The organism is Streptomyces sp. RGM 3693, assembly GCF_050471125.1.
GTDB lineage: Bacteria > Actinomycetota > Actinomycetes > Streptomycetales > Streptomycetaceae > Streptomyces.
In genome coordinates, this window is sequence record NZ_JBMPPQ010000002.1 from 580,141 (window position 1) to 606,410 (window position 26,270).

The window sequence follows — 26,270 nt, forward strand, 5'->3', positions numbered from 1 at the left end:
CACTACCTCCGAGTAGAAACCGGCGGTAACAGCAGACCGGAGGGGAGCCCCAATGGTGCGTGCGAGACGCGGGCCGCGGTGGAGCGGACGTGGGCGAGGGCGGCGGTTGCGGGCCGCCGTGGCGGTGTCGGCGGCGGCGCTGACCGCCGCTTTCACGGTGACGGCGGGCGGTGCGAGTGCCGTCGGCGTCAGGAGCGCGGCGGCGGGAACCGCAACGGTGGCCGGCCGGCCGGCCGTTCAGCCGCTGTCGCCGGAACTGGAGCGGATCCGGGCCCAGCAGGCGACGAAGCTCTACGGCGACTCCGCCGTGCGGCCGCTCGACGAGCGGAAGACCTCGCTGATCTCGTTGGGCGACAGCGAGATCTCCGGGGAGGGCGTCGGGACGTACGAACCGGGGACCGACGGGCCCACCAACTGGTGCCACCGGTCGCCGGATTCGGCGATCCACCGGACCGGCATCGCGGCGGACGTGACGTACAACGTCGCGTGCTCGGGCGCGTACACCGGCAACATCCGGATCGGCGGCAGCAAGCAGTACCCCGATGAACTGGTGCAGAGCGACAGCCTGGCCGTCGCGGCGCGCAATACCCGGCTGAAAATGGTGCTGTTGGTCGCCGGGGCCAACGACGACCTTCAGTTCGGGCCGGTGATGACGGACTGCGTCGAGCGCTGGTTCCTGCTCCAGGGGACCTGCGAGCCCAAGTACCAGCCGGGCTGGCAGGCCCGGGTCGACGGGCTGGTGCCGAAGGTCGAGGCGACGGTGCGGGACCTGCGGACCGTGATGCGGGACGCCGGGTACGCCGACGGCGACTACCGGTTCGTGATGATGTCGTACCCGAGCCCGATCGGCCCGGACGTCGAGGACAACCCGCAGTTCCCGGGGAAGATCCCGGGCGGCTGCACCGGGTACACCTCGGACGCCGGCTGGGGACGCAACACGGCGGTGCCGGCCTTCGAGCGCGGTGTGCGCAAGATCGCGCAGGACGCCGGCGTCACCTACCTCGACTCCTCGCGGCTCTTCCACGGGCACGAGGTGTGCATGCCGGAGACCTGGGCCCGCGGGCTGTACGTGAACGTCTCCAACCCCTTCCCGCCGGACGCCAATTCGGTCCGCCAGTCCTTCCACCCCAACGTCCGCGGGCACGGCGCGTTCGCGTCCTGCCTGACGCAGCTGTACGCGGCGCCGCAACTGCGGGAGGCGGCCTGCGCCGACCCGGCGAACACCGGGCAGCCCAAGCTGTACCCGGGCGCCTGGGACGACGCCTACCGGCCGCTGAAGAACGCCGCGACCGGCACCTGCGTGGACGCCACCGGTGGGCTGTCCCGCAACGGCACCGCGGTCGGCGGCTGGGACTGCAACGGGCAGCGCAACCAGGGCTGGTGGTACGACCCGGACCGCAAGTCGCTGCACGTGGAGCTGACCCAGGCCCGGTGCCTGGACGTGCCGGGCGCCCGCTACGAGGCCGGCGCCGCGCTGGCGCTGTGGAACTGCTCGGGCGCGGCCAACCAGCAGTTCGTCCAGGACGGCGGCACCCTCCGGCCGACCGCCGCATCGTCGCTGTGCCTGACGTTGGGCGCGGCGAAGGACCCGCTGCGGCTCCAGAAGTGCGACGGTTCGGCGGGCCAGCGGTTCGCCTGACCGGCCGCCGGAAGCGGTGAGCGGGCCCGCCCTGGTACGACGAGGGGCCCGTTGCGGGAGGTACGTCGTGGACGTCTCCCGCAACGGGCCCCTCTTCCGTGGGCCGGACCGCGCCGCGCGCTGCGCTACAGCGTGCCGAGCTTCACCAGGGCCAGCAGCGCGACCAGTTGGATCGCGGCGGCGCCCAGGGCCTTGGGCCACGGCAGGTCGTGCGACTTGCTGACCATGGAGGTCAGGAGGTAGCCGGTGGCGAGCCAGGTGGCCCACCCCAGCACCTGGACCAGCGGGCTGTCGCCGCCCAGGAAGATGGCGAAGAGCAGCCGCGGCGCGTCCGGGATCGTCATGATCAGCATGGACAGGCCGATGGTCGGCTGCCAGGCACCGTCGCCGCCCAGCTGGCGAGCCATGGTGTGGGTGACCGCACCCAGGATCAGGCTGCCCACGATGAACATCACCGAGGTGATCAACACCCAGGGGATGCTGTTGCCGATCGTCTGGTTGAGCACGTCCTCGCGGGCCTTGTCGAAGCCGAAGACCGCGAGCAGGCCGTAGACGAAGGTGACGATCAGCGCCGGGGCCCACAGCGCGTGGTCCCGCATCTGCCAGAACGTGGGCGTGGGCCGCAGCACGATGCCGGACAGCAACTGCTTCCACGGCAGTCGCGGACCGGCCGGGGGCGCGCTGGTCTGGCCGGCGCGGTAGGTGCCGCCGTCCGCGTACTGGCCGTCGCCGGACCCGTCCCCGTACGTGCCGTAGGCGTCCGGGGCATCGTCGATGCTGAACTGCTGGGTGTGCCCCGGTGCGTTGTTGCGGTTGTCGTAGGGCGCGTACGGGGGCTCGGGCGCCTGGTAGCCGCCGTCGCCGAAGTACTCGGGCTGCCCCTGCGGGCTCGGCCCGCCCTGGGGGGCGCCGTACGCCGGCGGTGTCGGCTGCCACTGCCCCTGCGGGGGCTGCTGCCCGTACGAGGGCGGCGGCCCGTACCCGTGCGGCCCCTGGTGCCCCACCTGCTGTCCGTCCTGCGCGGGACGGGCATCCCGTCCGCGACCCATCCTGAATCCAGCCACGCTCTCGAAAGTACCTGGTCCCGCGGAGCGGGTGGGGCCGCGGCGGAGGGGTGGTGGCCCTTTGGGGCCGAGCTGTGACATCCCCTAAGGGATGCCCCTGGGGGACCTCGCACGGTGTCGGGCGTCCCGCGGTGGGGCCGGCGGCAACAGGAAAGACGGCCGGCCCCCGAGGGGACCGGCCGTCTTCATCCTGTGCCGAGGGCTGTGCCGAGTGCGGTGCCGAGGGTTACTTCACCGGCTCCGGCTCCGGCGCATCCGCCGGCTCCGCCTCGTCCGACGGCGGATCCATCGGCGTCCTGACGGAGTCCAGCAGCAGCTGGGCGACGTCCACGACCTGGATGGACTCCTTGGCCTTGCCGTCGTTCTTCTTGCCGTTGACGGAGTCCGTCAGCATGACGAGGCAGAACGGGCAGGCCGTCGAGACGATGTCGGGGTTGAGCGAGAGGGCTTCGTCGACGCGCTCGTTGTTGATGCGCTTGCCGATCCGCTCCTCCATCCACATCCGCGCGCCGCCGGCGCCGCAGCAGAAGCCGCGCTCCTTGTGGCGGTGCATCTCCTCGTTCCGCAGGCCCGGGACCTTGCCGATGATCTCGCGCGGCGGCGTGTAGATCTTGTTGTGGCGGCCCAGGTAGCACGGGTCGTGGTACGTGATGATGCCCTCGACCGGGGTGACCGGGACGAGCTTGCCCTCGTCGACGAGGTGCTGGAGCAGCTGCGTGTGGTGGATCACCTCGTAGTCGCCGCCGAGCTGCGGGTACTCGTTGCCGAGCGTGTTGAGGCAGTGCGGGCAGGTCGCGACGATCTTCTTCGACGCCTTGGGCTTCTTCGTCGACTCGTCTTCGCTGTCCTCGCCGAAGGCCATGTTCAGGGCCTCGACGTTCTGCTGGCCGAGCTGCTGGAAGAGGAACTCGTTGCCCAGACGGCGCGCGGAGTCACCGGTGCACGCCTCGTCGCCGCCCATGATCGCGAACTTCACGCCCGCGATGTGCAGCAGCTCGGCGAACGCCTTGGTGGTCTTCTTGGCGCGGTCCTCCAGGGCGCCGGCGCAACCGACCCAGTAGAGGTAGTCGACCTCGGTGAGGTCCTCGATGTCCTTGCCGACGACCGGGATCTCGAAGTCGACCTCCTTGGTCCAGGCCAGACGCTGCTTCTTGGCCAGGCCCCAGGGGTTGCCCTTCTTCTCCAGGTTCTTGAGCATCGTGCCCGCCTCGGACGGGAACGCGGACTCGATCATGACCTGGTAGCGGCGCATGTCGACGATGTGGTCGACGTGCTCGATGTCGACCGGGCACTGCTCGACGCAGGCGCCGCAGGTGGTGCAGGACCACAGGACGTCGGGGTCGATGACGCCGCCCTCCTCGGCGGTGCCGATCAGCGGGCGCTCGGCCTCGGCCAGGGCGCTGGCCGGGACGTCCTTCAGCTGCTCCTCGGTCGCCTTCTCGTTGCCCTCGGCGTCCTTGCCGCCGCCGGCGAGCAGGTACGGGGCCTTGGCGTGCGCGTGGTCGCGCAGCGACATGATCAGCAGCTTGGGGGAGAGCGGCTTGCCGGTGTTCCACGCGGGGCACTGCGACTGGCAGCGACCGCACTCGGTGCAGGTGGAGAAGTCCAGCAGGCCCTTCCACGAGAAGTGCTCGACCTGGGAGACGCCGAACTGGTCGTCCTCGCCCGGGTCTTCGAAGTCGATCGGCTTGCCCGCCGACGTCATCGGCTGGAGCGCGCCCAGCGCCGTGCCGCCGTCCGCCTCGCGCTTGAACCAGATGTTGGGGAAGGCCAGGAACCGGTGCCAGGCCACGCCCATGTCGGTCTTGAGGGCGACCGTGATCATCCAGATGAACGAGGTGGCGATCTTCAGGCCGGCGAAGAAGTAGGTGAGGTTCTGCAGCGTGCCGACGCTCATCCCCTTGAACGCCGCGACCAGCGGGTACGAGAGGAAGTACGCGGGCTCGTAGTGGTCGACGCCGTGCTGGGCGCCTTCCAGGGCGTGCAGCGTCACGATGCAGATGCCGACGATGAGGATGACGCCCTCGACGAAGTACGCCTGGCCGGTGTTGGAGCCCGCGAAGCGGGACTTGCGGCCCGCCCCGCCCGGCCGGTTCAGCTGCCGGATGACGATCAGGACGACGATGCCGACGGTCGTCAGGGTGCCCATGCCCTCGACCCACAGCTCCCAGGGCAGCCAGTTGCCGATGATCGGCAGGAGCCAGTCGGCCTTGAAGAGCTGGCCGATGGCGTTGACGATCGTCAGCAGCAGCGACAGGAAGCCCACCGCCACGAACCAGTGCGCCACGCCGACGATGCCCCAGCGGTTCATCCGGGTGTGGCCGAGGAATTCCTTGGCCACGGTGACCGTGCGCTGCACGGGCTCGTCGGTGCGGGAGCCGGCGGGCACGGGCTGACCGAGCAGGATCTGGCGGAAGATCTGCAGGATGGCACGGCCGAACAGCGCGACGCCGACCGCGATTAGGACCAGCGACACGATGATCGCGGCGAGTTGCATTTGGGGGCTCCTCGGACCTGCGAGAGCGGGCGAAAACGGAGGGATCCGCGCGATCGGAACGGCCGGTCGCGGAGATTCTGAGCGGAATTACTAAGCGGTAACTTTTTGGGTCTGCGCTGAGGTTACCCAGTATTCCGGGCCCCATGAAGGCGCCCGGCCGGTGATCTGTGTCGCGCGGGCAACCGGCCGACCGCCCCTGGCGTCCTCCGGAATGGCCTGGTGACGATAAGGGATACATAAAAGTTGAGCGCGCTCGACTCAGGTCTGTTGACAGGTCCGAATCGGTGTTGCACTCTTGAGCCTGTTCCACTCAAGTCAGCTGGAGGAATCGAAATGGCACGTGCGGTCGGCATCGACCTGGGCACGACTAACTCTGTCGTCAGTGTTCTCGAAGGCGGTGAGCCCACCGTCATCACCAACGCCGAGGGCGCCAGGACCACGCCGTCCGTCGTCGCCTTCGCCAAGAACGGCGAGGTGCTGGTCGGCGAGGTCGCCAAGCGCCAGGCGGTGACCAACGTCGAGCGGACGATCCGGTCGGTCAAGCGTCACATGGGCACTGACTGGAAGATCAACGTCGACGAGAAGGACTTCAACCCGCAGCAGATCTCTGCGTTCATCCTGCAGAAGCTGAAGCGGGACGCGGAGTCCTACCTCGGCGAGAAGGTCACCGACGCGGTCATCACCGTCCCGGCGTACTTCAACGACTCCGAGCGCCAGGCCACCAAGGAGGCCGGTGAGATCGCGGGCCTCAACGTCCTGCGCATCGTCAACGAGCCCACCGCCGCTGCCCTGGCCTACGGCCTGGACAAGGAAGACCAGACCATTCTCGTCTTCGACCTCGGTGGCGGCACCTTCGACGTGTCGCTGCTGGAGATCGGCGACGGCGTCGTCGAGGTGAAGGCCACCAACGGTGACAACCACCTCGGTGGTGACGACTGGGACCAGCGCGTCGTCGACTTCCTGGTCAAGCAGTTCGCCAACGGTCACGGCGTCGACCTCTCCAAGGACAAGATGGCGCTCCAGCGCCTGCGCGAGGCCGCGGAGAAGGCGAAGATCGAGCTGTCGTCGTCCAGCGAGACGACGATCAACCTGCCGTACATCACCGCCTCCGCCGAGGGCCCGCTGCACCTGGACGAGAAGCTCACGCGCTCGCAGTTCCAGCAGCTCACCGCGGACCTGCTCGACCGCTGCAAGACCCCGTTCCACAACGTGATCAAGGACGCCGGCATCCAGCTGTCCGAGATCGACCACGTGGTCCTGGTCGGTGGCTCGACCCGGATGCCCGCCGTCGCCGAGCTCGTCAAGGAGCTGACCGGCGGCAAGGACGCCAACAAGGGCGTCAACCCGGACGAGGTCGTCGCCATGGGCGCCAGCCTCCAGGCCGGTGTCCTCAAGGGCGAGGTCAAGGACGTCCTCCTGCTGGACGTCACCCCGCTGTCCCTCGGTATTGAGACCAAGGGCGGCATCATGACCAAGCTGATCGAGCGCAACACCACGATCCCGACCAAGCGCTCGGAGATCTTCACCACGGCCGAGGACAACCAGCCGTCCGTGCAGATCCAGGTCTACCAGGGCGAGCGCGAGATCGCGGCGTACAACAAGAAGCTCGGGATGTTCGAGCTGACCGGTCTGCCGCCGGCCCCGCGTGGCGTCCCGCAGATCGAGGTCTCCTTCGACATCGACGCCAACGGCATCATGCACGTGACCGCGAAGGACCTGGGCACGGGCAAGGAGCAGAAGATGACCGTCACCGGCGGCTCCTCGCTGCCGAAGGACGAGGTCGACCGGATGCGTGAGGAGGCCGAGCGGTACGCGGACGAGGACCACAAGCGTCGCGAGGCCGCCGAGACCCGCAACCAGGGCGAGCAGCTGGTCTACCAGACCGAGAAGTTCCTCAAGGACAACGAGGACAAGGTGCCCGCCGAGGTCAAGACCGAGGTCGAGTCCGCCGTCGGTGAGCTGAAGGAAAAGCTCAAGGGCGAGGACACCACCGAGATCAAGACCGCCTCCGAGAAGGTCGCGGCCGTCTCGCAGAAGCTGGGCCAGGCCATGTACGCCGACGCCCAGGCGGCCCAGGGCGCGGCCGGTGCCGAGGGTGCCGCCGCCGGTGGCCAGCAGGCCAAGGCCGAGGACGACGTCGTCGACGCCGAGATCGTCGACGACGAGAAGCCGAAGAAGGACGGTGCGGCGTGACGGAGGAGACCCCGGGCTTCGACGAGAAGCCCGACGTCCCTTCCGATGCCGCTTCCGAAGACGCGGCACAGGCCGAGTCCGCCGACAAGGCGGGCTCGGCCCCGGCCGGGGACGTCCAGGACGTAGCGCTCCAGGCCCAGTTGGACCAGGTGCGCACCGCGCTCAACGAGCGCACCGCCGACCTCCAGCGACTCCAGGCGGAGTACCAGAACTACCGCCGCCGGGTGGAGCGCGACCGCGTGACGGTCAAGGAGATCGCCGCGGCGAACCTGCTGTCCGATCTCCTTCCGGTGCTCGACGACATCGGTCGGGCCCGGGAGCACGGTGAGTTGGTCGGCGGCTTCAAGTCGGTGGCCGAGTCGCTGGAGACGGTGGCCGCCAAGCTCGGACTTCAGCAGTTCGGCAAGGAGGGCGAGCCCTTCGACCCGACGATCCACGAAGCGCTGATGCACTCGTACGCGCCCGATGTCACGGAGACGACATGCGTCGCCATCCTGCAGCCCGGGTATCGCATCGGTGAGCGCACGATCCGCCCCGCGCGGGTCGCGGTCGCCGAGCCGCAGCCGGGCGCGCAGAACGCCAAGTCCGCCTCCGAGGAGGAGACCAAGGGCGCCAAGGGCGGCAAGGGAGCCAAGGGTGCCAAGGCTGCGGACAAGGAGAGCGGTGGCCCGGACAAGGGCTGACGTACGGGCCGACGAGAGAACCGCCCGGAAGGAGGGACGTCGAGGATGAGCACCAAGGACTTCGTCGAGAAGGACTATTACAAGGTCCTCGGCGTCCCCAAGGACGCCACCGAGGCGGAGATCAAGAAGGCGTACCGCAAGCTCGCCCGCGAGTTCCACCCGGACGCCAACAAGGGTGACGCCAAGGCCGAGGAGCGCTTCAAGGAGATCTCCGAGGCCAACGACGTGCTCGGCGACGCCAAGCGCCGCAAGGAGTACGACGAGGCACGGGCGCTGTTCGGCAACGGCGGCTTCCGGCCCGGCCCCGGCGGGGGCGGAAGCTTCAACTTCGACCTCGGCGACCTCTTCGGGGGCGCCGGGGGCGCGGGTGGCTCCGGCGGTTCCGGTGGTTTCGGCGGCGGGATCGGGGACGTCTTCGGCGGCCTCTTCAACCGCGGCGGCTCCACCACCCGTACGCAGCCGCGCCGCGGCCAGGACATCGAGTCCGAGGTGACGCTCAGCTTCACCGAGGCGGTCGACGGGGCCACGGTCCCGCTGCGGATGTCCAGCCAGGCGCCCTGCAAGGCGTGCTCCGGCACCGGCGACAAAAACGGTACGCCTCGGGTCTGCCCGACCTGCGTCGGCACCGGCCAGGTCAGCCGGGGCGCGGGCGGTGGCTTCTCGCTCACCGACCCGTGCGCCGACTGCAAGGGCCGCGGCCTGATCGCCCAGGAAGCCTGCGAGGTCTGCAAGGGCAGCGGGCGCGCGTCCAGCGCCCGCACGATGCAGGTCCGTATCCCCGCCGGCGTCTCGAACGGGCAGCGCATCCGGCTGCGCGGCAAGGGCGCCCCGGGCGAGCACGGCGGCCCGGCCGGCGACCTGTACGTGGTCGTCCACGTCGACGACCACCCGGTCTTCGGCCGCAAGGGCGACAACCTCACCGTCACGGTGCCGGTCACCTTCCCGGAGGCCGCGCTCGGCGGTGAGATCAAGGTGCCGACGCTGGGCGGCCCGCCGGTCACGCTGAAGCTGCCGGCCGGCACCCCCAACGGACGCACGATGCGGGCCCGCGGCAAGGGCGCGGCCCGCAAGGACGGCACCCGCGGTGACCTGCTGGTCACCATAGAGGTGGTCGTTCCTGGGGACCTCGGCGACAAGGCGAAGGAAGCGCTGGAGTCCTATCGCGAGGCGACTGCGGGCCCGGACCCGCGGGCGGAGCTGTTCCAGGCCGCGAAGGGAGCATGAGATGGACAGCCGGGGCGGGCAGCGTCGTAACCCCTATGAACTGACCGACGAATCGCCGGTGTACGTCATCTCCGTCGCGGCCCAACTCTCCGGCCTGCACCCGCAGACCCTGCGGCAGTACGACCGCCTGGGCCTGGTCTCTCCCGACCGCACGGCCGGTCGGGGCCGCCGTTACTCCGCCCGCGACATTGAACTGCTGCGCACCGTCCAGCAGTTGTCGCAGGAGGAGGGCATCAACCTCGCCGGCATCAAGCGCATCATCGAGCTGGAGAACCAGGTCGCGGCCCTCCAGCAGCGGGTCGCCGAGCTCCAGGGCGCCCTGGAGGGCGCGGCCAGCACGATGCGGCAGCGGGAGGCGGCGGTGCACGCCTCCTACCGCCGCGACCTGGTGCCGTATCAGGACGTGCAGCAGACCAGCGCGCTGGTGGTCTGGCGGCCCAAGCGGCCGTCGGAATGACGCCGTAGCGGACGCGATGAAGGGCCGGGGTGGGCACACCACCCCGGCCCTTCGCGTGTCGTTGTCGGCGCCGTGCGGTCAGCAGCCGTTGTACCCGGCGGTCGGCATCGACAGCCGGCGGTGCACGTGCGACTTCATCGCCAGGGTGTAGACCGGTTCGTCCAGGTCGGTGGTCTCCAGTCGGACGCCCGCCGCCGCGCACCGTGCGGTGAACTCGTCGGCGCCGTCGATGGCGGACTCCAGCGCCCGGCGGTTGGGCGTCACGAACACGTCGACCAGGCCCTCTTCGACGTCGTGCCACAGCGCGCTGTGGTCGGCGCGCAGCTGGTGCAGGCTGAGCTGGCAGGTCAGGCGGTAGTCACGGGCTGCCGCCCACTGTTTGCACATGGCGTGCTGGCTGCGGTCATCGACCAGGAACGGATCCTCGTCCAGCTCGGACAGCGGCATCAGACAGGCGATCGCCGTCACTCGGACCGAGTTCATCGTGCCCTCCGGGGCGTGGCGACTGTGGGGGCGACGATACCCCCGCCAAGGGCCCGGGGAGGAGGGGCTGCGCCGGGCGGCGAGGCGTATCCGCAGGCGTGGCAGATCTTCCAGCCGTCCTGATTCACGGCCAACTGGCCTCCGCACCGGGGGCAGCTCTCGGCGGAGGGGCGGGGTCGGGCCGTCCGTTTCCTGGGGAGGCGGCGCGGAACGGTCGTCGTGTTGCCCAATACCGACGCCATGCGGCCTCCAGCTGCCGTCTTTTGCCTGGGACAGGGCCGATGCCGCTCGTCGATGTGCGGAGGTGTTCGGTTCCTGCCGTTCTTGAGTACCAGGTGGGCGCCGGATGACGGATCTGGAGGATGCGGTTTCGGCCAGGTCCGGACCTGCGTGGGGTGGTGGCGTGGCCGGTAGCCGTGCCGGCAGTGAACGCGGGCTGGTGTACGGCCGATTCGGTGCCGGTGCCGGTGCCGATGCCGGTGGCAGTGCCGGTGGCGCGGGCGGGGCGTCGCGGGGTGGGGCGGGCGCTCAGGCCCGGCCGAGGGCCTTGGTCACCGCGATCTCGATCATCACGCGGTCGGGGTTGGGCTCCGGGGTCCGGCCGTACCGCTCGGCGTACCGGCGCACCGCGTCAGCCACCGTCTCCGCGTCCGTCCGCACCCTGGCGACGCCCTCCAGGGTCGCCCAGCGTCCCCGGTCCACCTGACACACCGCCACCCGCGCCCCGTCGGCGCCGGCGGCGAGGACGTTCTTGACCTTGGTGCTGTCCTTGCGGGTGATGATCCGCGCGATCCGCTGCCCGGCGTCGTAGGTGACGCCGACCGGGACGACGTGCGGAGTGCCGTTGGCCCGCAGGGTCGTGAGGGTCGGCATCTGGTACTCGCCCCAGAAGGCGAGGTACTCGGGGGACAGCGCGCTCAGGTCGTGGGCCATGGGGCCAGGTTAGTGGGGGCCGGAGAGGCCGACCCCGCCGGTCAGAGGAATTCGCCGGTGTCGAGGTCGAAGGAGAAGGGGGCGGGGAGGGGGAGGCGGTCGCCGAAGGGGGCGGTGCGGGTGGTGAGGTAGTCGTCGCCCTTCGGCTCGCTGAAGAGCGTGACCACGGACTTGCCGCGGTCGACCAGAAGATAGAGCGGAATGGCGGCACGTGCGTAGGCGTGGCGCTTGGCGACCCGGTCATTGCGCGGCCTGCTCGACGTCACCTCGACGACCATGCTGACGCCGTCACTGGGCATCCACGGATCCGCACCCCGGAAGAGGCGCAACGCGTACGGGGCGATGGTGGCGTCGGGGATCACATGGTCCGGGGGCTGGCCTTCCGCGTGGGAAAGGACGAGCCCCTTGTAGCCCGAGATCAGCATGTCGGTTGCGGACCTTCGCGTCACCTGGCTGCCGATGATGCTCAGATAGTCCTCGTGATCGCCGTCGGTCGGCGGTGACACAACAATCTCCCCCTCGATGAGCTCGGCCCTGAAGCCGGTTGGAGTGTCCAGGGCCAGGAAGCCCTCCAGGAGGGTGTCCTCGTGCGTGGGCAAAGGCTCGTGTGCCATAGCCGCCATGCTGCACCTCCTTGTGGTCGAAGGCCAGCGTTGCCGTCTCGGATGGTGACAGGGGCATATTCCGCACCCGGTTCCCCCGTACGAGCGAGCCTTGAGTGGAATAGACTCAACTTATCGTACGTTGACCAAGGCAGGGTTGGATTAGGGGAGCGCGCTGAGCGCCGGAACGCACGAGGAGGACCAGAAGACGTGGACGCCGAGCTGACCAACAAGAGCCGGGAGGCGCTGAGCGCCGCCAATGAGCGGGCGATCACCGCCGGGCACGCGGACATGACGTCCGCGCATCTGTTGCTCGCGCTGCTAGCGGGGCGGGCCGACGACAACGCGAACATCATGGACCTGCTGGTCGCCGTCGAGGCGGACGCCGCCCAGTTGCGGTCTGGCGCCGAGCGGCAGCTCGCCGGGCTGCCCAGCGTCCAGGGCTCGACCGTGGCCCCGCCGCAGCCGGACCGTGAGCTGCTCGCCGTCATCGCGGACGCCGCCCAGCGCGCCAAGGAGCTGGGCGACGCGTACATCTCCACCGAGCACCTGCTGATCGGCATCGCCGCCAAGGGCGGCCGCACCGGTGAGCTGCTGGAACAGCAGGGTGCCACCGCCCAGAAGCTGCTGGCGGCCTTCGAGGCCAGTCGCGGCGGGCAGCGGGTGACCACCCCGGACCCGGAGGGCACGTACAAGGCGCTGGAGAAGTTCGGCACGGACTTCACCGCCGCGGCCCGGGAGGGCAAGCTCGACCCGGTCATCGGCCGGGACCAGGAGATCCGCCGGGTGGTGCAGGTGCTCTCCCGCCGGACGAAGAACAACCCGGTGCTGATCGGCGAGCCGGGCGTCGGCAAGACCGCGGTCGTCGAGGGGCTGGCCCAGCGGATCGTCAAGGGCGACGTCCCCGAGTCGCTGCGCAACAAGCGGCTGGTCGCGCTGGACCTGGGCGCGATGGTCGCGGGCGCGAAGTACCGCGGCGAGTTCGAGGAACGGCTGAAGACCGTCCTGGCCGAGATCAAGGCCAGCGACGGCCAGATCATCACCTTCATCGACGAGCTGCACACCGTCGTCGGCGCGGGCGCCGGCGGCGACTCGGCCATGGACGCGGGCAACATGCTCAAGCCGATGCTGGCCCGTGGTGAGCTGCGGATGGTCGGCGCCACCACCCTCGACGAGTACCGCGAGCGGATCGAGAAGGACCCGGCGCTGGAGCGGCGCTTCCAGCAGGTGCTGGTCGCCGAGCCGACCGTCGAGGACACGGTGGCGATCCTGCGCGGCCTCAAGGGACGCTACGAGGCGCACCACAAGGTCCAGATCGCCGACTCCGCACTGGTCGCCGCGGCCACCCTCTCCGACCGCTACATCACCTCCCGCTTCCTCCCCGACAAGGCCATCGACCTGGTCGACGAGGCCGCCTCCCGGCTCCGGATGGAGATCGACTCGTCCCCGGTCGAGATCGACGAGCTCCAGCGGGCCGTGGACCGGCTGAAGATGGAGGAGCTGGCGCTGCGCAACGAGACCGACGCCGGCTCCGTGGCGCGGCTGGCGAAGCTGCGCAAGGACCTCGCCGACAAGGAGGAGGAGCTGCGCGGCCTGACCGCGCGCTGGGAGAAGGAGAAGCAGAGCCTCAACCGCGTCGGTGAGCTCAAGGAGCGCCTCGACGACCTGCGCGGCCAGGCCGAACGCGCCCAGCGCGACGGCGACTTCGACACCGCCTCCCAGCTGCTGTACGGGGAGATCCCCGCCCTGGAGCGGGAGCTGGCGGAGGCCGCCCGGGCGGAGGCCGAGCAGTCGGCGGCCAAGGACAGCGGCGGCGCCATGGAGTCGATGGTCAAGGAGGAGGTCGGCCCGGACGACATCGCGGACGTGGTCGGTGCCTGGACGGGCATCCCGGCCGGGCGCCTGCTGGAGGGCGAGACCCAGAAGCTGCTGCGCATGGAGGAGGAGCTCGGCAAGCGGCTGATCGGCCAGAGTGAGGCGGTCCGCGCGGTCTCCGACGCGGTGCGCCGCACCCGCGCCGGGATCGCCGACCCGGACCGGCCCACCGGCTCGTTCCTCTTCCTCGGCCCGACCGGCGTCGGCAAGACCGAGCTGGCCAAGGCGCTGGCGGACTTCCTGTTCGACGACGAGCGGGCGATGGTCCGGATCGACATGTCGGAGTACGGCGAGAAGCACAGCGTGGCCCGGCTGGTGGGCGCGCCCCCCGGCTACGTCGGCTACGAGGAGGGCGGCCAGCTCACCGAGGCGGTCCGCCGCCGCCCGTACAGCGTCGTCCTGCTGGATGAGGTGGAGAAGGCGCACCACGAGGTCTTCGACATCCTCCTTCAGGTGCTCGACGACGGGCGTCTCACGGACGGCCAGGGCCGTACGGTCGACTTCCGCAACACCATCCTCATCCTCACCTCCAACCTCGGCTCGAACTTCCTGATGGACCCGCTGCTGAAGGAGGAGCAGAAGAAGGAGAAGGTGCTGGAGACGGTCCGCAGCGCGTTCCGCCCCGAATTCCTCAACCGCCTGGACGACCTGGTGGTCTTCCACCCGCTCGGCACGGAGCAGCTGGAGCGGATCGCCCGGATCCAGCTGGACCACCTCCAGAGCCGCCTGGCCGACCGCCGGCTCACCCTGGACGTCACCGACCGGGCGCTGACCTGGCTCGCCTGGCTCGGGCTGGGGGTACCCCCCAGCTCGTCAGAGCTAGGGGGAGAACCGGTCGCGGAGGCCCCGGCCCCGGACCTCTCCTACGGCGCCCGTCCGCTGCGCCGCCTGGTCCAGAGCGCCATCGGCGACCAGCTGGCGCGCGCCATCCTGGCCGGCGACGTGCTCGACGGGGACACCGTCCGGGTGGATGTGGACAGCGACGGCGAGGGCTTGTCGGTCGAGGCGGTCCGCCCCACCGCCTGAGGGACCGGCGCCGCACGGCCCTCCCGCCGGCCCCCGTACGCGCCGGTCAGCCGGCCGGGCTTGCCAGGACCGGGCGCGTATGGGGGAGGATGGGCAAGGACCATACGAAGGGAATTCCACGGTGAGCATCGACCCGTCCTCGATTCCGAATTTCGGGGGCCAGCCCGAACCGCAGCCGTCGGGGCCTGATGGTCCCGTCGTCCCCGACCAGGACCTGGTCAAGCAGCTTCTTGAGCAGATGGAGCTGAAGTACGTCGTCGACGAGGAGGGTGACCTCGCCGCCCCGTGGGAGCAGTTCCGCACGTACTTCATGTTCCGCGGTGAGGAAGAGCAGGAGATCTTCTCCGTCCGCACGTTCTACGACCGCGTCCACGGCATCGACGAGAAGTTGAAGCTGCTGGAGGCGATCGACGACTGGAACCGTCGGACGCTCTGGCCCAAGGTGTACACCCACACCCACGACGACGGCAGCGTTCGTCTGATCGGTGAGGCATCGATGCTGGTCGGCACCGGTGTCGCGCTCGAACACTTTGTGTCGAGCACGGTCAGCTGGGTGCGTGCCTCGATCGAATTCGACAAGTGGATCGTCGAGCAGCTCGGCCTGGAGGCCGAGATCGAAGGCGACTCCGACGAGAAGCCGGGCGACGACGAGGCGTAACGCCCCGTCCGCCCCGGCTGCCCGGGCCCCGAACCGATCCGTCGGTTCGGGGCCCGCGTCGTGTCCGCCCGGGGTCGGGCCCGCCCCGGCTCACGGCGGCACCGCTGCCACACCCCCGCCCCGCACCGGACCGGGACCGGCGTCGGTCACAGCCGCTTCAGTCGCCCCGCCGCCTCCTCCAGGACGGCGACGCTCTTGCAGAAGGCGAAGCGGACGAAGGGCGCGCCCTGGTCCTGGTGGTCGTAGAAGACGGCGTTGGGGATGGCGACGACGCCAGCGCGTTCGGGGAGGGCGCGGCAGAAGGCGAAGCCGTCCGTTGCGCCGAGGGGGCGGATGTCGGTGGTGATGAAGTAGGTGCCGGCCGGGCGGAAGACCTGGAAGCCGGCGTCGGTGAGGCCGGTGGTGAGGATGTCGCGCTTGGCGCGCAGGTCCTCGCGGAGCCCGGTGAAGTAGGAGTCGGGCAGCGCCAGCGCCTCGGCCACGGCGTACTGGAAGGGGCCGGCCGAGACGTAGGTGAGGAACTGCTTGGCGGAGCGGACCGCGGTGATCAGCGCGGCGGAGGCGGTCACCCAGCCGACCTTCCAGCCGGTGAACGAGAAGGTCTTGCCGGCCGAGCTGATGGTGACGGTGCGCTCGCGCATACCGGGGAACGACGCCAGCGGCAGGTGCTCGCCCTCGAAGACCAGGTGCTCGTAGACCTCGTCGGCGACGACCAGGAGGTCGTGCTCGACGGCCAGCGCGGCGATGGCGGCGAGCTCGTCACGGGAGAGCACGGTGCCTGTGGGGTTGTGGGGGGTGTTGAGGAGGATGAGGCGGGTTTTGTTGGTGATGGCGGCGCGGAACTCGTCGAGATCGAGGTGGTACGTGCCGGTCTCCGCGGACGGGCGCAGGGTCACCGGAACGCGCTGGCCGCCGGCCATCGCGATGCAGGCGGCGTACGAGTCGTAGTACGGCTCCAGCGCGATGACCTCGTCGCCCGGTTCGACCAGGGCGAGGAGCGAGGCGGCGATGGCCTCGGTGGCGCCGGCGGTGACCAGGACCTCGGTGTCGGGGTCGTAGGACAGTCCGAGGTGCCCGTAGAAGCGCTGTTGGTGGGCCGCGACGGCGGTGCGCAGCTCGGGGATGCCGGGGCCGGGTGGGTACTGGTTGCCGCGGCCGTCGCGGAGGGCGCGCACCGCGGCCTCCCGGACTTCCTCGGGGCCGTCGGCGTCGGGGAAGCCCTGGCCGAGGTTGATGGAGCCGGTGCGTTGGGCGAGCGCCGACATCTCGGCGAAGATCGTGGTGCCGAATGCGGCGAGGCGTCGGTTGAGCAGCGGTCGGTCCATGCGCGCCATCCTCCGTCGAACCTCTGGAGTTCCTCAACTGTGCTTTGAGCCGCCAGGGGGTCGGGCATCAGCCCCGCACCAAGGACGAGGGCGGCCGCCGGCCAGGGCGGCCTTACGGCGCGGAACGGCGCCGCGGCGGCGCACGGGGCGCCGACGGAGCGATGCCTCGCTTCGGGGGAACGAAAGGAGAGTGGGGCGAAGATGTCGGGATTCATGGTGTTCGCGGTGATAGTGATCGTCGTGCTGGTGGTGGTGGCCGCGGCAGTGCGGGGCGGCTCGCGCAAGGGGCGCCGTTCGTACGGCAGGTCCAGCGGGTACAAGGCGTCCCGCTATGGCAGCAACAGCGGTAGCAGTGGGGGAAGTTGGTGGGTGGCCGGCGGTGGCGGCTCCGTTTCGAGCGGCGGGCACCATCATCACCACTCCTCGTGCGGCGGGGGCGGCCATCACGGCGGGCACTCCTGCGGCGGGGGTTCTTCCTGTGGCGGTGGAGGCGGCTGCGGTGGCGGTTCCTGAGAGAGGCGCCAGGGGGCGCTGAGGCGTCCGACAGGCACTCGTACGCATGTGCCCACGACTGCGGGACGCACCCGTCCGCGGCCGTGGGCACGACGCTTTTCACGGCCCTTCCGGCCGTCGCGCCGCGGCTCCGCGTACCCCTGCGCCGGCACACATGCGGCCAGCTCATGCGACCTTGCATATGCGTCCGGCGCGTGGCGTGAAATGGTCCAACGACCGTTGTGCGATGGGGTGTTGAACAGGTGAGCTGCATGGCCCTCTAGGGGATGGAAACCAGGGCGAAGATGGGTAAAAATGCTGTGGACGCCACGCCATCCGTGATTCCCTCTCCCTTGAGAATCCCCCAGTTCTCGGACCCCGCGTGGGCACGAGCCGGCAGGCAGTCGTTCATCCCTGATCCCCTTCTCGGGCGGGCCGGCCCACCATCCACTGCGTGCTTGCGGAGCCGACCCATGCTCACCACCCTGAAGACGGCGTACACCGATACCCGCGCATCCGACCTGGCCTGGGCGCTGGGCAGGGAACCCCTGCCGGCGCTGGCCGTACTGGACCTCCAACTCAACGACGCCCGAGTGCAGTTGAGGCTGCTCGGGGCTTCGCACCAGGTGCTGCTCGAAGAGGAGCACGGCAATTGTTCCGAGACCGTCGCCTGTATGCCGGGCAGCAGCACGCCGCTGCCGCTCGGTGTGGCCAAGCGGCTGGGCGACTGGGAGTACGAGTTCGCCGCGCACGTCGAGACCCTCTCCCGCGGCTCGTTCGCCGGCCGGGCGCAGGAGTTGCTGGCGCTGGTCGCCGAGCATCCGCACGGTCTCGCCGGCACCTTCCCCGGTTCGCCGCACGCCTTCACCGCGATGCTGGCGCAGCGGCAGCAGGGGCAGGTGCGGTGGCGCACCTGGCACGCGTATCCCCAGGAAGGGCGGCTGGTGGCCACCCGTACGCGGGTAGGGGTGCGGGCGGCGGTCGCCGCCTGACGGCGGTGGTGCCGGGGGGCTCGGAGGGGGTGCGAGGCGTCATCTCCGTGGGGCCTTCAACTGGTGTGTACCGCACGCAGACTGCACTCGTGTGGGTGACATAGGGCCACCAGATCGTCACGTAGCGTTCATGTCATGATCGACCCGCCAGAGCCCCTCGTAGCCGGCGCGCTCGGGCCACCGGAGGCCCTGACGTCGGCGCGGCTGCCGGTGCCGGCCGGGCTCGGCCGGCTGCTGGTGCTCGCCGCGGTCTTCATCTGCGCGGCCTGCGGTCTGGTCTACGAGCTCGAACTGGTCGCCCTGGCAAGCTACTTGATCGGCGACTCGGTCACCCTGGCGTCGGTCGTGCTGTCCTTCATGGTCTTCGCGATGGGCATCGGGGCGCTGCTGGCCAAACGGCTGCGTTGCCGGGCCGCGGTCGGGTTCGGCGCGGTCGAGGCGGTGCTGGCGCTGGTCGGCGGCGGCTCCGCGATGGCGCTCTACGCCTGCTTCGCCTGGCTCGGCCAGTCCCGCGTCGCGCTCGTCGGCTTCTCGCTGGGCATCGGTGTGCTCATCGGCGCCGAGATACCGCTGCTGATGACGCTGATCCAGCGGGTCCGCCGGCAGGACGCGGGCGGTGCGGTGGCCGATCTGTTCGCCGCGGACTACGTCGGCGCGCTGGTCGGCGGACTGGCCTTCCCCTTCCTTCTGCTGCCCTGTTTGGGGCAGTTGACGGGGGCGCTGGTCACCGGGGCGGTCAACCTCCTCGCCGGTGCGGTGCTGGTGCTGTGGCTCTTCGGCCACGATCTGACCACCCGGGCCCGCTGGGCGCTGTTCGGCGTCAACGCGCTGGTGCTCGCGCTGCTGGGCGCGGGGATGGCGCTGGCCGGGCCGTTCGAGCAGGCCGCCCGCCGGGCGGTGTACGGGGCACAGGCCCGGGTCGCCGAGCAGACCGGTGTCCAGGAGGTGGTGCTGACCGGCGGCGTGGGCGGTGCGCGCGAGGGCGGAGCCGGCTCGGGACGGGGGAGGAAAGGTTCCGGCAGACCGCTGGAGCTGTTCCTCGACGGGCGGCTGAAGGTCAGCTCGGAGAACGAACGCGCCTACCACCAGGCGCTGGTCGGCCCCGTGATGTCGGGCGGTCCGCACGGCCGGGTGCTGGTGCTGGGCGGCGGTGACGGCCTGGCCGTGCGCGAGCTGCTGCGCTACCGCACGGTCCGGTCGGTGACGGTCGTCGAGATCGATCCCGAGGTGGTGCGGCTGGCGCGCACCGACCCGGGGCTGTCCACCCTCAACCGCCACGCGTTCAGCGATCCCCGGGTGCGGGTGGTCTTCGCCGACGCCTTCAACTGGCTGCGCCGGCAAGGCCCTTCGGGCGGGCGACGGCCGGCGCCCTACGACGTGATGGTCTCCGACCTCCCCGACCCCGGGATCACCGCCAGCACCAAGCTGTACTCCCAGGAGTTCTACGGCCTCGCCGCGCGGGTGCTGGCCGCCGACGGCCGGTTGGTGGTGCACGCCGGGCCGCCGCGCGCCCGGCCACGGACGTACTGGACGGTGGTGGCGACGCTGCGCTCGATGGGCCTGGCGACCCTGCCGTACCGGCTCCCCGGCCGGTGGGCGGACTTCTCTGGCGGCCCGGACCGCTCGGTCGCGCAGGTCCCCCGAGCGGGCCGGTCCGGTACGGACGAGCGGGGGCCGGGCGCCCCGCCGTCGGACGGGGAGCGGTACTGGGGCTTCGTCCTGGCCGCCCGGCGACCGCCGCGGCTCGGCACGGCCCCGGACGCCCCGCCCACCGTCGTCCCGCTGAGCGAGCTGCGGGCCGGCTGGCGGCGGGAGCTGCGGGAGGGGATCCCCGGGCTGCCGCCCTCGACGCTGATGCATCCCCGGTATCTCCAGTGAGCGAGCGGGGGCGCCCACCACGGCGGGGCGCGGCTCCGGCCGGTGCGGGGCACGGCGGTCCGGGGCCGCCCGCGAAAAGTTCGCGCCGCAGCGGGCACGCGCGCCGCGGGTGCTGGGTAGGCTCCCATGCCATGGAGCATGAGGTGTACGTTCCGTTTCCCGTCCGGACCGTGCGGCAGGCGCTCACCGAACCGGAGCGCGTGGCGCGCTGTGTCCCAGGAGTCCAACTCGACGCCGATGCGGCCCCACACCGCCCCGAGGGGCGGCTGCGGTTGCGCGTCGGGGGCTCCACCATCACCTACCGCGGCGCGCTGACGGTCAGCGGTGGCTCGGCCGACGGCCCGGGGGACGACTCCCGGGCGACCGGCGACGAGGCCACCGCGGTGACCATCGAGGCGAGCGGCACCGAGACCCGGGGCGACGGGACCGTGACGCTGACGCTGACCGTACGGCTCGCCCCGGCCTCCGAGCCCGGCCCCGGGACGACCTTGGTGTGCGCTGGCACGGTCCGCAGCGAGGGCCGGCTGGCCGCCGCCGACGACCAGTTGGTGGCGACCGCCGGGCGGCGGCTGCTGGACCGGTTCGCGGAGAACCTCGCGGCGGATCTGACGGACCGGCCGGTCGGGGAGGCGTCGGAGGAGGCCCCCGGACCGGTGCCGCAGAGCGTCTTCGACACCGAGGTGCCGCCGCCGTCGCTCGATCCGCTCAGTGCCGCGGAGGACGACGTCAGCGTGGTGGCGGACCCCGACGAGCCGGCCGACCTCGCGGCGGACGACGTCCCCGAGGTGGCTCCCTTCGGGGCCGACGACGAGGACGGGCTCGACGCCCCCGGCGGTCCGGAGGAGGTGCCCGGGGCCGCGCCGGCGGAGGCCGCGCACGCCCGCCGGACGATGATCGGGCGCAGTGCGGAGGAGGTCGACCACGCCCCGCCGCGCGGCCGGTACGCGCCGGTGCCCGCGCCGGAGCCCGGTGGGAGTTCGGTACCGCTGCGCTGGGCGGCGCCCGCCGCCGCGGTGGTGCTGGCCTCGGCGGTGGTGGTCGGGCGGGTGCTGCGGCGACGGCGGTGACCGGGCGGTCCGCGGGCGTGGCCGGGGCGCCGGCGCGGGCCGGCCGGCGCCCGGGTCCCGGCGTGCAGGCGGTCGCACCGTTAGGGTCGCTTCCGTGAGCACCGAGAACACCACGCAGAGCGCGGCGCGGGAGCGCGGCGCGGACGGCGTACTGCTGTCCGCCGGGGACGCCGAACTGACCGTTCACCCGGACCACGGCTGCCGGCTCGGCAGTCTGCGCGTCGGCGGCACGGAGTTGCTGCGGCAGGGCGCCAAGTACGGCAGTTTCCCGATGGTCCCGTGGTGCGGCCGGATCGACCACGGGCGGTTCCGCAACGGCGGCGAACTCCACCAGATGCCGGTCAACTCGCCGCCGCACGCCATCCACGGCACCGGCCGCGACCTCCGCTGGCGCACCGCGCGGACCAGCGACACCGCGGCGGCCTTCACCTACGAGCTGACCGACCCCGCGGCCCCCTGGCCCTACCCGGGGACCGTCACCCAGCTCGTCGAACTGGCCGAGGACGGCGGTTCGCTCACGCTCACCATGGGCGTCGAGGCGGCCGGCGACTCCTTCCCGGCGCAGGCCGGCTGGCACCCGTGGTTCCTGCGCAACCTCGGTGAGGGCGAGGACGTCCGGATCGACTTCGCTCCCGAGTGGCAGGAGGAGCGGGGACCGGACCACCTTCCGACCGGCCGCCGGATCACGCCGCAGCCCGGGCCGTGGGACGACTGCTTCGGCATGCCGAGCGGCGTCGAGGTGACGCTGACCTGGCCGGGACGGCTTCAGCTGACGGTGTCCAGCCGCGCGGAATGGGTCGTGGTCTACGACGAGCAGGACGAGGCGGTCTGCGTCGAGCCGCAGTCCGGCCCGCCGAACGGTCTGAACACCGCCCCCCGTCTGGTCACCCCGATCGACCCGCTGGAGGTCTCGACGACCTGGAGCTGGCGCGCCCTGTAGCCGGCGGACGCCGTGGTGAGGGCCCTGTCCTAAGCTCGTGCGCATGACTGACGACGTGCGCGGCGAGCTGCTGCAGCAGATCAAGGACAAGGCCGTGGTGCACGGCAAGGTGACGCTCTCCTCCGGCAAGGAGGCCGACTACTACATCGACCTGCGCCGGATCACCCTCGACGGCCAGGCGGCGCCGCTGGTCGGTCAGCTGATGCTCGACCTCACCGCCGATCTGGACTTCGACGCGGTCGGCGGGCTGACGCTCGGCGCCGACCCGGTGGCGACGTCGATGCTGCACGCCGCCGCCGCGCGCGGTCGCCGGCTGGACGCCTTCGTCGTCCGCAAGGCGCAGAAGGCGCACGGCATGCAGCGCCGGATCGAGGGCCCGGACATTAAGGGCCGTCGGGTCCTGGTGGTCGAGGACACCTCGACCACCGGTGGCTCGCCGCTGACCGCCGTCGAGGCGGCGCGGGAGGCCGGCGCCGAGGTGGTTGCGGTTGCGACGATCGTTGACCGGGGTGCCGCTTCGGCCATCGACGGCGCCGGGCTGCGGTACCTCACCGGCTACCAGCTCGACGATCTCGGCCTGAACTGACGACCCGATCGGGTCGTTCTCACTGACCTGCGGCGTTGTCCCGGGCTCGGTGTTTCACGTGAAACCTGGGGCAGGTTTTCCCGTGAAACACCGGGCCCGGTTTCACGTGAAACAGCGCGCTCTTCGCGGGCGGCGGCCGCACGGGCGATGTGGAGCAATCCGGTGAGTCTGGGAAGATGTGCCACGGCGAAGTCGTCGCCCCCTGGTCAGGGCCAAGAACGCACACCCCGCACACACAAGGAGCGGACAGATGCCCATCGCAACCCCTGAGGTCTACAACGAGATGCTGGACCGGGCGAAGGCAGGCAAGTTCGCCTACCCGGCCATCAACGTGACCTCCACGCAGACGCTGCACGCGGCGCTGCGCGGTTTCGCCGAGGCTGAGAGCGACGGCATCATCCAGATCTCCACCGGTGGTGCGGAGTTCCTGGGCGGCCAGTACAACAAGGACATGGTCACCGGTGCGGTGGCGCTCGCCGAGTTCGCGCACGTGGTCGCCGAGAAGTACGGCGTCAACGTCGCGCTGCACACCGACCACTGCCCCAAGGACAAGCTGGACGGCTACGTCCGCCCGCTGATCGCGATCTCCGAGGAGCGCGTCAAGGCCGGCCGTAGCCCGCTCTTCCAGTCGCACATGTGGGATGGCTCGGCCGAGACCCTCGCCGACAACCTGGCCATCGCGCAGGAGCTGCTGCCCCGCGCCGCCGCCGCCAAGATCATCCTTGAGGTCGAGATCACCCCGACCGGTGGCGAGGAGGACGGCGTCACCCACGAGATCAACGACGAGCTCTACACCACCGTCGAGGACGCGCTGCGCACCGCCGAGGCGCTGGGCCTGGGTGAGCAGGGCCGCTACCTGCTCGCCGCCTCCTTCGGCAACGTCCACGGCGTCTACAAGCCGGGCAACGTCGTGCTCCGCCCCGAGCTGCTGAAGGACCTCCAGCAGGGCGTCGGCGCCAAGTACGGCAAGACCGCTCCGTTCGACTTCGTCTTCCACGGCGGATCCGGCTCCACCGAGGAGGAGATCGCCACCGCGCTGGAGAACGGCGTGGTCAAGATGAACCTCGACACCGACACCCAGTACGCCTTCACCCGCCCGGTCGCGGACCACATGTTCCGCAACTACGACGGTGTGCTGAAGGTCGACGGCGAGGTCGGCGACAAGAAGACCTACGACCCGCGCAGCTGGGGCAAGCTGGCCGAGGCCGGCATGGCCAAGCGCGTCACCGAGGCGTGCGCCAACCTGCGCTCTACGGGCACCAAGCTCAAGTAGGCACCGGGCCGCTCAGCGGCTTTCGCAGGGCCCCGCAGCCGTACCGGTTGCGGGGCCCTGCGGCGTCCGGGCCGCCGTCATCGCCGGCCGGGGAGCGGGCGGCCGCGGAACGGGGCATGCTCACCGTATGGATGATCCGGCCAGGAGTGAGCCGGGCGGGGCGGTGGCCGGGAGCGCGCCGGGCCGGGTCCGGCTGGCCTCGTCGCAGGGCCACTGGGTGCTGACCACCACCGTCCTCGGCTCGGGCATGGCGATGCTGGACAGCACGGTCGTCAATGTCGCGCTGCCGAGGATCGGCGCGGACCTCAACGCGGACCTGGCGGTGCTCCAGTGGACGGTCACCGCCTACATGCTCACCCTGTCCGCGCTGATCCTGCTGGGTGGGGCGCTGGGCGACCGGTTCGGCCGGCGCCGGGTGTTCGTCATCGGCGTGGTGTGGTTCGCGGTGGCCTCGCTGCTGTGCGGGCTGGCGCCGGGCCCCGGGGTGCTGATCACCGCCCGTGCGCTCCAGGGCGTCGGCGGGGCGCTGCTCACCCCCGGCTCGCTGGCGCTGATCCAGGCGGTGTTCCACCCCGACGACCGGGCCCGGGCGGTCGGCGCCTGGTCCGGTCTGGGCGGGGTGGCCGCCGCGATCGGCCCGTTCGTCGGCGGCTGGCTGGTGGACGGCGCCGGCTGGCGCTGGGTGTTCTTCTTGAACGTGCCGGTGGCGGCGGCCTGCGTGCCGATCGCGCTGCGGCACGTCCCCGAGACCCGCGAGCGGGGGGCGGGCGGGGCGCACGGCTTCGACGTGGCCGGGGCGGTCCTGGGCGCGCTGGCCCTGGCCGGGGTCACCTACGCGCTGATCGCGGCACCGGGGCGGGGCGCCGCACCCGGGGTGATCGTGCCCGCGGTGGCCGGGGTGCTGCTCGGAGTGGCCTTCCTCCGTGTCGAACGGCGACGGGCCGACCCGATGCTGCCGCCGAAGATCTTCGCGATCCGCCAGTTCAGCGCCGTCAACGCGGTGACGGTGTGCGTCTACGCCGCGTTCGGCGGGTTCTTCTTCCTCTCCGTGCTCCAGCTCCAGGTCGTTGCCGGCTACTCGGCGCTCCAGGCCGGCACCGCGCTGCTGCCCACGACCGTGCTGATGCTGCTGCTGTCGGCCCGCTCCGGCGAACTGGGCCAGCGGATCGGACCGCGGATCCCGCTGACCGTCGGCCCGGTGCTCTGCGCGGCCGGCATGCTGCTGATGACCCGGGTGGGCCCCGGCACGTCCTACGTCGCCGACGTGCTGCCGGCGCTGGTGGTGCTGGGCGCCGGGATGGTGACCCTGGTCGCCCCGCTCACCGCCACCGTGCTGGCGTCGGTGGACGTCGACCGGGCCGGCCTGGCCAGCGGCATCAACAACGCGGCGGCCCGGGCCGCCGGACTGGTGGCGGTGGCCGCACTGCCACTCCTCGCGGGCATGGGCCCGGAGGCGTACCGCTCGGCCCCGACGTTCGCCGCGGCCTTCCGCCGCGCCATGCCCCTGTGCGCCGCGGTGCTGCTGGTCGGCGCCCTGATCGCCTGGCTGACCGTCCGCAACGACGTCCTCCACCCCACCGAACCCGAGACCGCCGAGCCGTGCCACGCCGAGTGCACCTACCACTGCGGCGTAACCGCCCCACCCTTGGACCCCGGCGAACACACCCCCACCACGACCCAGCCCCAGCCACCCCCACAATCACCCCCACAGTCACCCGCATAATCACCCCCACAGACCCGGCACCGCGGCCGAACAGCCCCGCGCAGCGGCCCCGCCCCGGAACAGCCCGCGCAGCGGCACCGCGCCGCAGGCGCAAGAACAGCCACGGCGGGAAAGCCAACAACGTGGGAAGGCAGCCAAGCGCAGCGAACGGGCAGACTGGTCGCATGCCCATTCACGAGAACCTGCTCGGGGGACCGCCCCCGACCCACCTGCCCGACGACCCGGAGCCCCGCGCGCTGCTCGCCTCGGGCACCGCGCCGACCGACGTCGCCGCGAAGTACCCGGTCTCCTCCCTGGCCTGGGCCCAGCTCGCCGACGACGCCTTCGAGGCCGGCCGGGTCGTGGAGTCCTACGCCTACGCCCGCACCGGCTACCACCGCGGCCTGGACGCGCTGCGCCGGGCCGGCTGGAAGGGCCACGGCCCGGTGCCGTTCGAGCACGAGCCCAACCGCGGCTTCCTGCGCGCCCTGCACGCCCTCGCCCGCGCCGCCCAGGCGATCGGCGAGCAGGAGGAGTACGAGCGCTGCTCGACCTTCCTCCGTGACTCCTCGCCGACCGCGGCCGACACGCTCACCTGAGCCGCCGCGAGTGCCCGCCCCGGTCTCCCGGGGCGGGCGCAGGGGCCGGCCGCAAGATCGCGGCCGGCCCTTGCGCGGTCGT

21 protein-coding genes are annotated in these 26,270 nt (G+C 71.2%); 15 read left to right on the forward strand and 6 right to left on the reverse strand.

Annotation, left to right across the window (positions count from 1 at the left end):
• The first annotated feature begins 52 nt into the window (after positions 1-52).
• Complete coding sequence (locus ACO0M4_RS19910; RefSeq protein ID WP_430372092.1) at positions 53-1,639, forward strand: ricin-type beta-trefoil lectin domain protein; 1,587 nt, start codon at positions 53-55, stop codon at positions 1,637-1,639.
• A gap of 125 nt (positions 1,640-1,764) precedes the next feature.
• On the opposite strand, the gene ACO0M4_RS19915 is transcribed toward ACO0M4_RS19910, so the two are convergent.
• Entirely contained in the window at positions 1,765-2,688 is a 924-nt protein-coding gene (locus ACO0M4_RS19915; protein WP_430373864.1) for a Yip1 family protein, read from the reverse strand.
• 241 nt (positions 2,689-2,929) lie between these two features.
• Complete coding sequence (locus tag ACO0M4_RS19920) at positions 2,930-5,200, reverse strand: (Fe-S)-binding protein (protein WP_430372093.1); 2,271 nt, start codon at positions 5,198-5,200, stop codon at positions 2,930-2,932.
• 333 nt (positions 5,201-5,533) lie between these two features.
• On the opposite strand from ACO0M4_RS19920, the gene dnaK reads away from it, so the two are divergent.
• The 4 genes from dnaK to ACO0M4_RS19940 are packed head-to-tail and all read left to right on the forward strand — an operon-like array spanning position 5,534 to position 9,757.
• Positions 5,534-7,393, forward strand: coding sequence for a molecular chaperone DnaK (gene dnaK / locus ACO0M4_RS19925; protein WP_430372094.1), 1,860 nt, complete (start codon positions 5,534-5,536; stop codon positions 7,391-7,393).
• Complete coding sequence (gene grpE, locus ACO0M4_RS19930) at positions 7,390-8,076, forward strand: nucleotide exchange factor GrpE (protein WP_430372096.1); 687 nt, start codon at positions 7,390-7,392, stop codon at positions 8,074-8,076. Before dnaK ends, grpE begins: the two co-directional genes overlap by 4 nt.
• A gap of 45 nt (positions 8,077-8,121) precedes the next feature.
• Positions 8,122-9,300 (forward strand): molecular chaperone DnaJ, encoded by a 1,179-nt coding sequence (gene dnaJ, locus ACO0M4_RS19935; RefSeq protein WP_430372097.1) that lies wholly within the window; start codon positions 8,122-8,124, stop codon positions 9,298-9,300.
• 1 nt (position 9,301) lies between these two features.
• Positions 9,302-9,757 carry a heat shock protein transcriptional repressor HspR gene (locus ACO0M4_RS19940; protein ID WP_390027178.1) on the forward strand — a complete coding sequence of 152 codons (456 nt, stop codon included), beginning with the start codon at positions 9,302-9,304 and terminating at the stop codon, positions 9,755-9,757.
• A gap of 78 nt (positions 9,758-9,835) precedes the next feature.
• Here the strand turns inward: ACO0M4_RS19940 and ACO0M4_RS19945 are convergent, their stop codons facing one another.
• The 3 genes from ACO0M4_RS19945 to ACO0M4_RS19955 all read right to left on the reverse strand — a co-directional run bounded on the left by ACO0M4_RS19945 (position 9,836) and on the right by ACO0M4_RS19955 (position 11,787).
• A complete protein-coding gene (locus ACO0M4_RS19945) occupies positions 9,836-10,240 on the reverse strand; it encodes a hypothetical protein (RefSeq protein ID WP_430372098.1) in 405 nt (134 codons plus the stop codon).
• 528 nt (positions 10,241-10,768) lie between these two features.
• Entirely contained in the window at positions 10,769-11,173 is a 405-nt protein-coding gene (locus ACO0M4_RS19950) for a pyridoxamine 5'-phosphate oxidase family protein (protein WP_390027184.1), read from the reverse strand.
• A gap of 41 nt (positions 11,174-11,214) precedes the next feature.
• On the reverse strand, positions 11,215-11,787 hold the full coding sequence (locus ACO0M4_RS19955) for a Uma2 family endonuclease (RefSeq protein WP_430372100.1): 573 nt from the start codon (positions 11,785-11,787) through the stop codon (positions 11,215-11,217).
• Between the two features lie 198 nt (positions 11,788-11,985).
• Between ACO0M4_RS19955 and clpB the strand changes: the two genes are divergently transcribed.
• Both clpB and ACO0M4_RS19965 read left to right on the forward strand, forming a co-directional pair.
• Positions 11,986-14,676, forward strand: a complete 2,691-nt coding sequence (gene clpB, locus ACO0M4_RS19960; protein WP_430372101.1) for an ATP-dependent chaperone ClpB — start codon at positions 11,986-11,988, stop codon at positions 14,674-14,676.
• A 121-nt stretch (positions 14,677-14,797) separates the two neighbouring features.
• Positions 14,798-15,334, forward strand: a complete 537-nt coding sequence (locus ACO0M4_RS19965) for a YbjN domain-containing protein (protein WP_390027193.1) — start codon at positions 14,798-14,800, stop codon at positions 15,332-15,334.
• 146 nt (positions 15,335-15,480) lie between these two features.
• Here the strand turns inward: ACO0M4_RS19965 and ACO0M4_RS19970 are convergent, their stop codons facing one another.
• Positions 15,481-16,659: a pyridoxal phosphate-dependent aminotransferase gene (locus ACO0M4_RS19970; protein WP_430372103.1), complete on the reverse strand. Its 1,179-nt coding sequence runs from the start codon at positions 16,657-16,659 to the stop codon at positions 15,481-15,483.
• A 965-nt stretch (positions 16,660-17,624) separates the two neighbouring features.
• On the opposite strand from ACO0M4_RS19970, the gene ACO0M4_RS19975 reads away from it, so the two are divergent.
• The 8 genes from ACO0M4_RS19975 (at position 17,625) to ACO0M4_RS20010 (ending at position 26,188) form a co-directional block, all read left to right on the forward strand.
• Complete coding sequence (locus tag ACO0M4_RS19975) at positions 17,625-18,143, forward strand: DUF2617 family protein (protein WP_430372105.1); 519 nt, start codon at positions 17,625-17,627, stop codon at positions 18,141-18,143.
• 135 nt (positions 18,144-18,278) lie between these two features.
• Entirely contained in the window at positions 18,279-20,021 is a 1,743-nt protein-coding gene (locus ACO0M4_RS19980; protein ID WP_430372106.1) for a polyamine aminopropyltransferase, read from the forward strand.
• 131 nt (positions 20,022-20,152) lie between these two features.
• Positions 20,153-21,088, forward strand: coding sequence for a carbon monoxide dehydrogenase subunit G (locus ACO0M4_RS19985; RefSeq protein ID WP_430372108.1), 936 nt, complete (start codon positions 20,153-20,155; stop codon positions 21,086-21,088).
• Positions 21,089-21,182: 94 nt separating this feature from the next.
• Complete coding sequence (locus ACO0M4_RS19990; protein WP_430372109.1) at positions 21,183-22,028, forward strand: aldose 1-epimerase; 846 nt, start codon at positions 21,183-21,185, stop codon at positions 22,026-22,028.
• A gap of 43 nt (positions 22,029-22,071) precedes the next feature.
• Positions 22,072-22,614, forward strand: coding sequence for an orotate phosphoribosyltransferase (pyrE, locus tag ACO0M4_RS19995; RefSeq protein ID WP_430372111.1), 543 nt, complete (start codon positions 22,072-22,074; stop codon positions 22,612-22,614).
• 250 nt (positions 22,615-22,864) lie between these two features.
• Positions 22,865-23,887, forward strand: coding sequence for a class II fructose-bisphosphate aldolase (gene fbaA, locus ACO0M4_RS20000; protein ID WP_430372112.1), 1,023 nt, complete (start codon positions 22,865-22,867; stop codon positions 23,885-23,887).
• Positions 23,888-24,014: 127 nt separating this feature from the next.
• On the forward strand, positions 24,015-25,610 hold the full coding sequence (locus tag ACO0M4_RS20005) for an MFS transporter (protein ID WP_430372114.1): 1,596 nt from the start codon (positions 24,015-24,017) through the stop codon (positions 25,608-25,610).
• Between the two features lie 164 nt (positions 25,611-25,774).
• A complete protein-coding gene (locus ACO0M4_RS20010; RefSeq protein WP_390022570.1) occupies positions 25,775-26,188 on the forward strand; it encodes a DUF3151 domain-containing protein in 414 nt (137 codons plus the stop codon).
• Positions 26,189-26,270: the final 82 nt, after the last annotated feature.

Excerpts from the sequence above, each read along its gene's own strand:
- ACO0M4_RS19910 (WP_430372092.1), top strand. The coding sequence starts at position 53 with ATGGTGCGTGCGAGACGCGGGCCGCGGTGGAGCGGACGTGGGCGAGGG.
- ACO0M4_RS19915 (WP_430373864.1), bottom strand. The coding sequence starts at position 2,688 with ATGGGTCGCGGACGGGATGCCCGTCCCGCGCAGGACGGACAGCAGGTG.
- ACO0M4_RS19920 (WP_430372093.1), bottom strand. The coding sequence starts at position 5,200 with ATGCAACTCGCCGCGATCATCGTGTCGCTGGTCCTAATCGCGGTCGGC.
- dnaK (WP_430372094.1), top strand. The coding sequence starts at position 5,534 with ATGGCACGTGCGGTCGGCATCGACCTGGGCACGACTAACTCTGTCGTC.
- dnaJ (WP_430372097.1), top strand. The coding sequence starts at position 8,122 with ATGAGCACCAAGGACTTCGTCGAGAAGGACTATTACAAGGTCCTCGGC.
- ACO0M4_RS19940 (WP_390027178.1), top strand. The coding sequence starts at position 9,302 with ATGGACAGCCGGGGCGGGCAGCGTCGTAACCCCTATGAACTGACCGAC.
- ACO0M4_RS19945 (WP_430372098.1), bottom strand. The coding sequence starts at position 10,240 with ATGAACTCGGTCCGAGTGACGGCGATCGCCTGTCTGATGCCGCTGTCC.
- ACO0M4_RS19950 (WP_390027184.1), bottom strand. The coding sequence starts at position 11,173 with ATGGCCCACGACCTGAGCGCGCTGTCCCCCGAGTACCTCGCCTTCTGG.
- ACO0M4_RS19955 (WP_430372100.1), bottom strand. The coding sequence starts at position 11,787 with ATGGCACACGAGCCTTTGCCCACGCACGAGGACACCCTCCTGGAGGGC.
- ACO0M4_RS19970 (WP_430372103.1), bottom strand. The coding sequence starts at position 16,659 with ATGGACCGACCGCTGCTCAACCGACGCCTCGCCGCATTCGGCACCACG.
- ACO0M4_RS19975 (WP_430372105.1), top strand. The coding sequence starts at position 17,625 with ATGCTCACCACCCTGAAGACGGCGTACACCGATACCCGCGCATCCGAC.
- ACO0M4_RS19980 (WP_430372106.1), top strand. The coding sequence starts at position 18,279 with ATGATCGACCCGCCAGAGCCCCTCGTAGCCGGCGCGCTCGGGCCACCG.
- ACO0M4_RS19985 (WP_430372108.1), top strand. The coding sequence starts at position 20,153 with ATGGAGCATGAGGTGTACGTTCCGTTTCCCGTCCGGACCGTGCGGCAG.
- pyrE (WP_430372111.1), top strand. The coding sequence starts at position 22,072 with ATGACTGACGACGTGCGCGGCGAGCTGCTGCAGCAGATCAAGGACAAG.
- fbaA (WP_430372112.1), top strand. The coding sequence starts at position 22,865 with ATGCCCATCGCAACCCCTGAGGTCTACAACGAGATGCTGGACCGGGCG.
- ACO0M4_RS20005 (WP_430372114.1), top strand. The coding sequence starts at position 24,015 with ATGGATGATCCGGCCAGGAGTGAGCCGGGCGGGGCGGTGGCCGGGAGC.
- ACO0M4_RS20010 (WP_390022570.1), top strand. The coding sequence starts at position 25,775 with ATGCCCATTCACGAGAACCTGCTCGGGGGACCGCCCCCGACCCACCTG.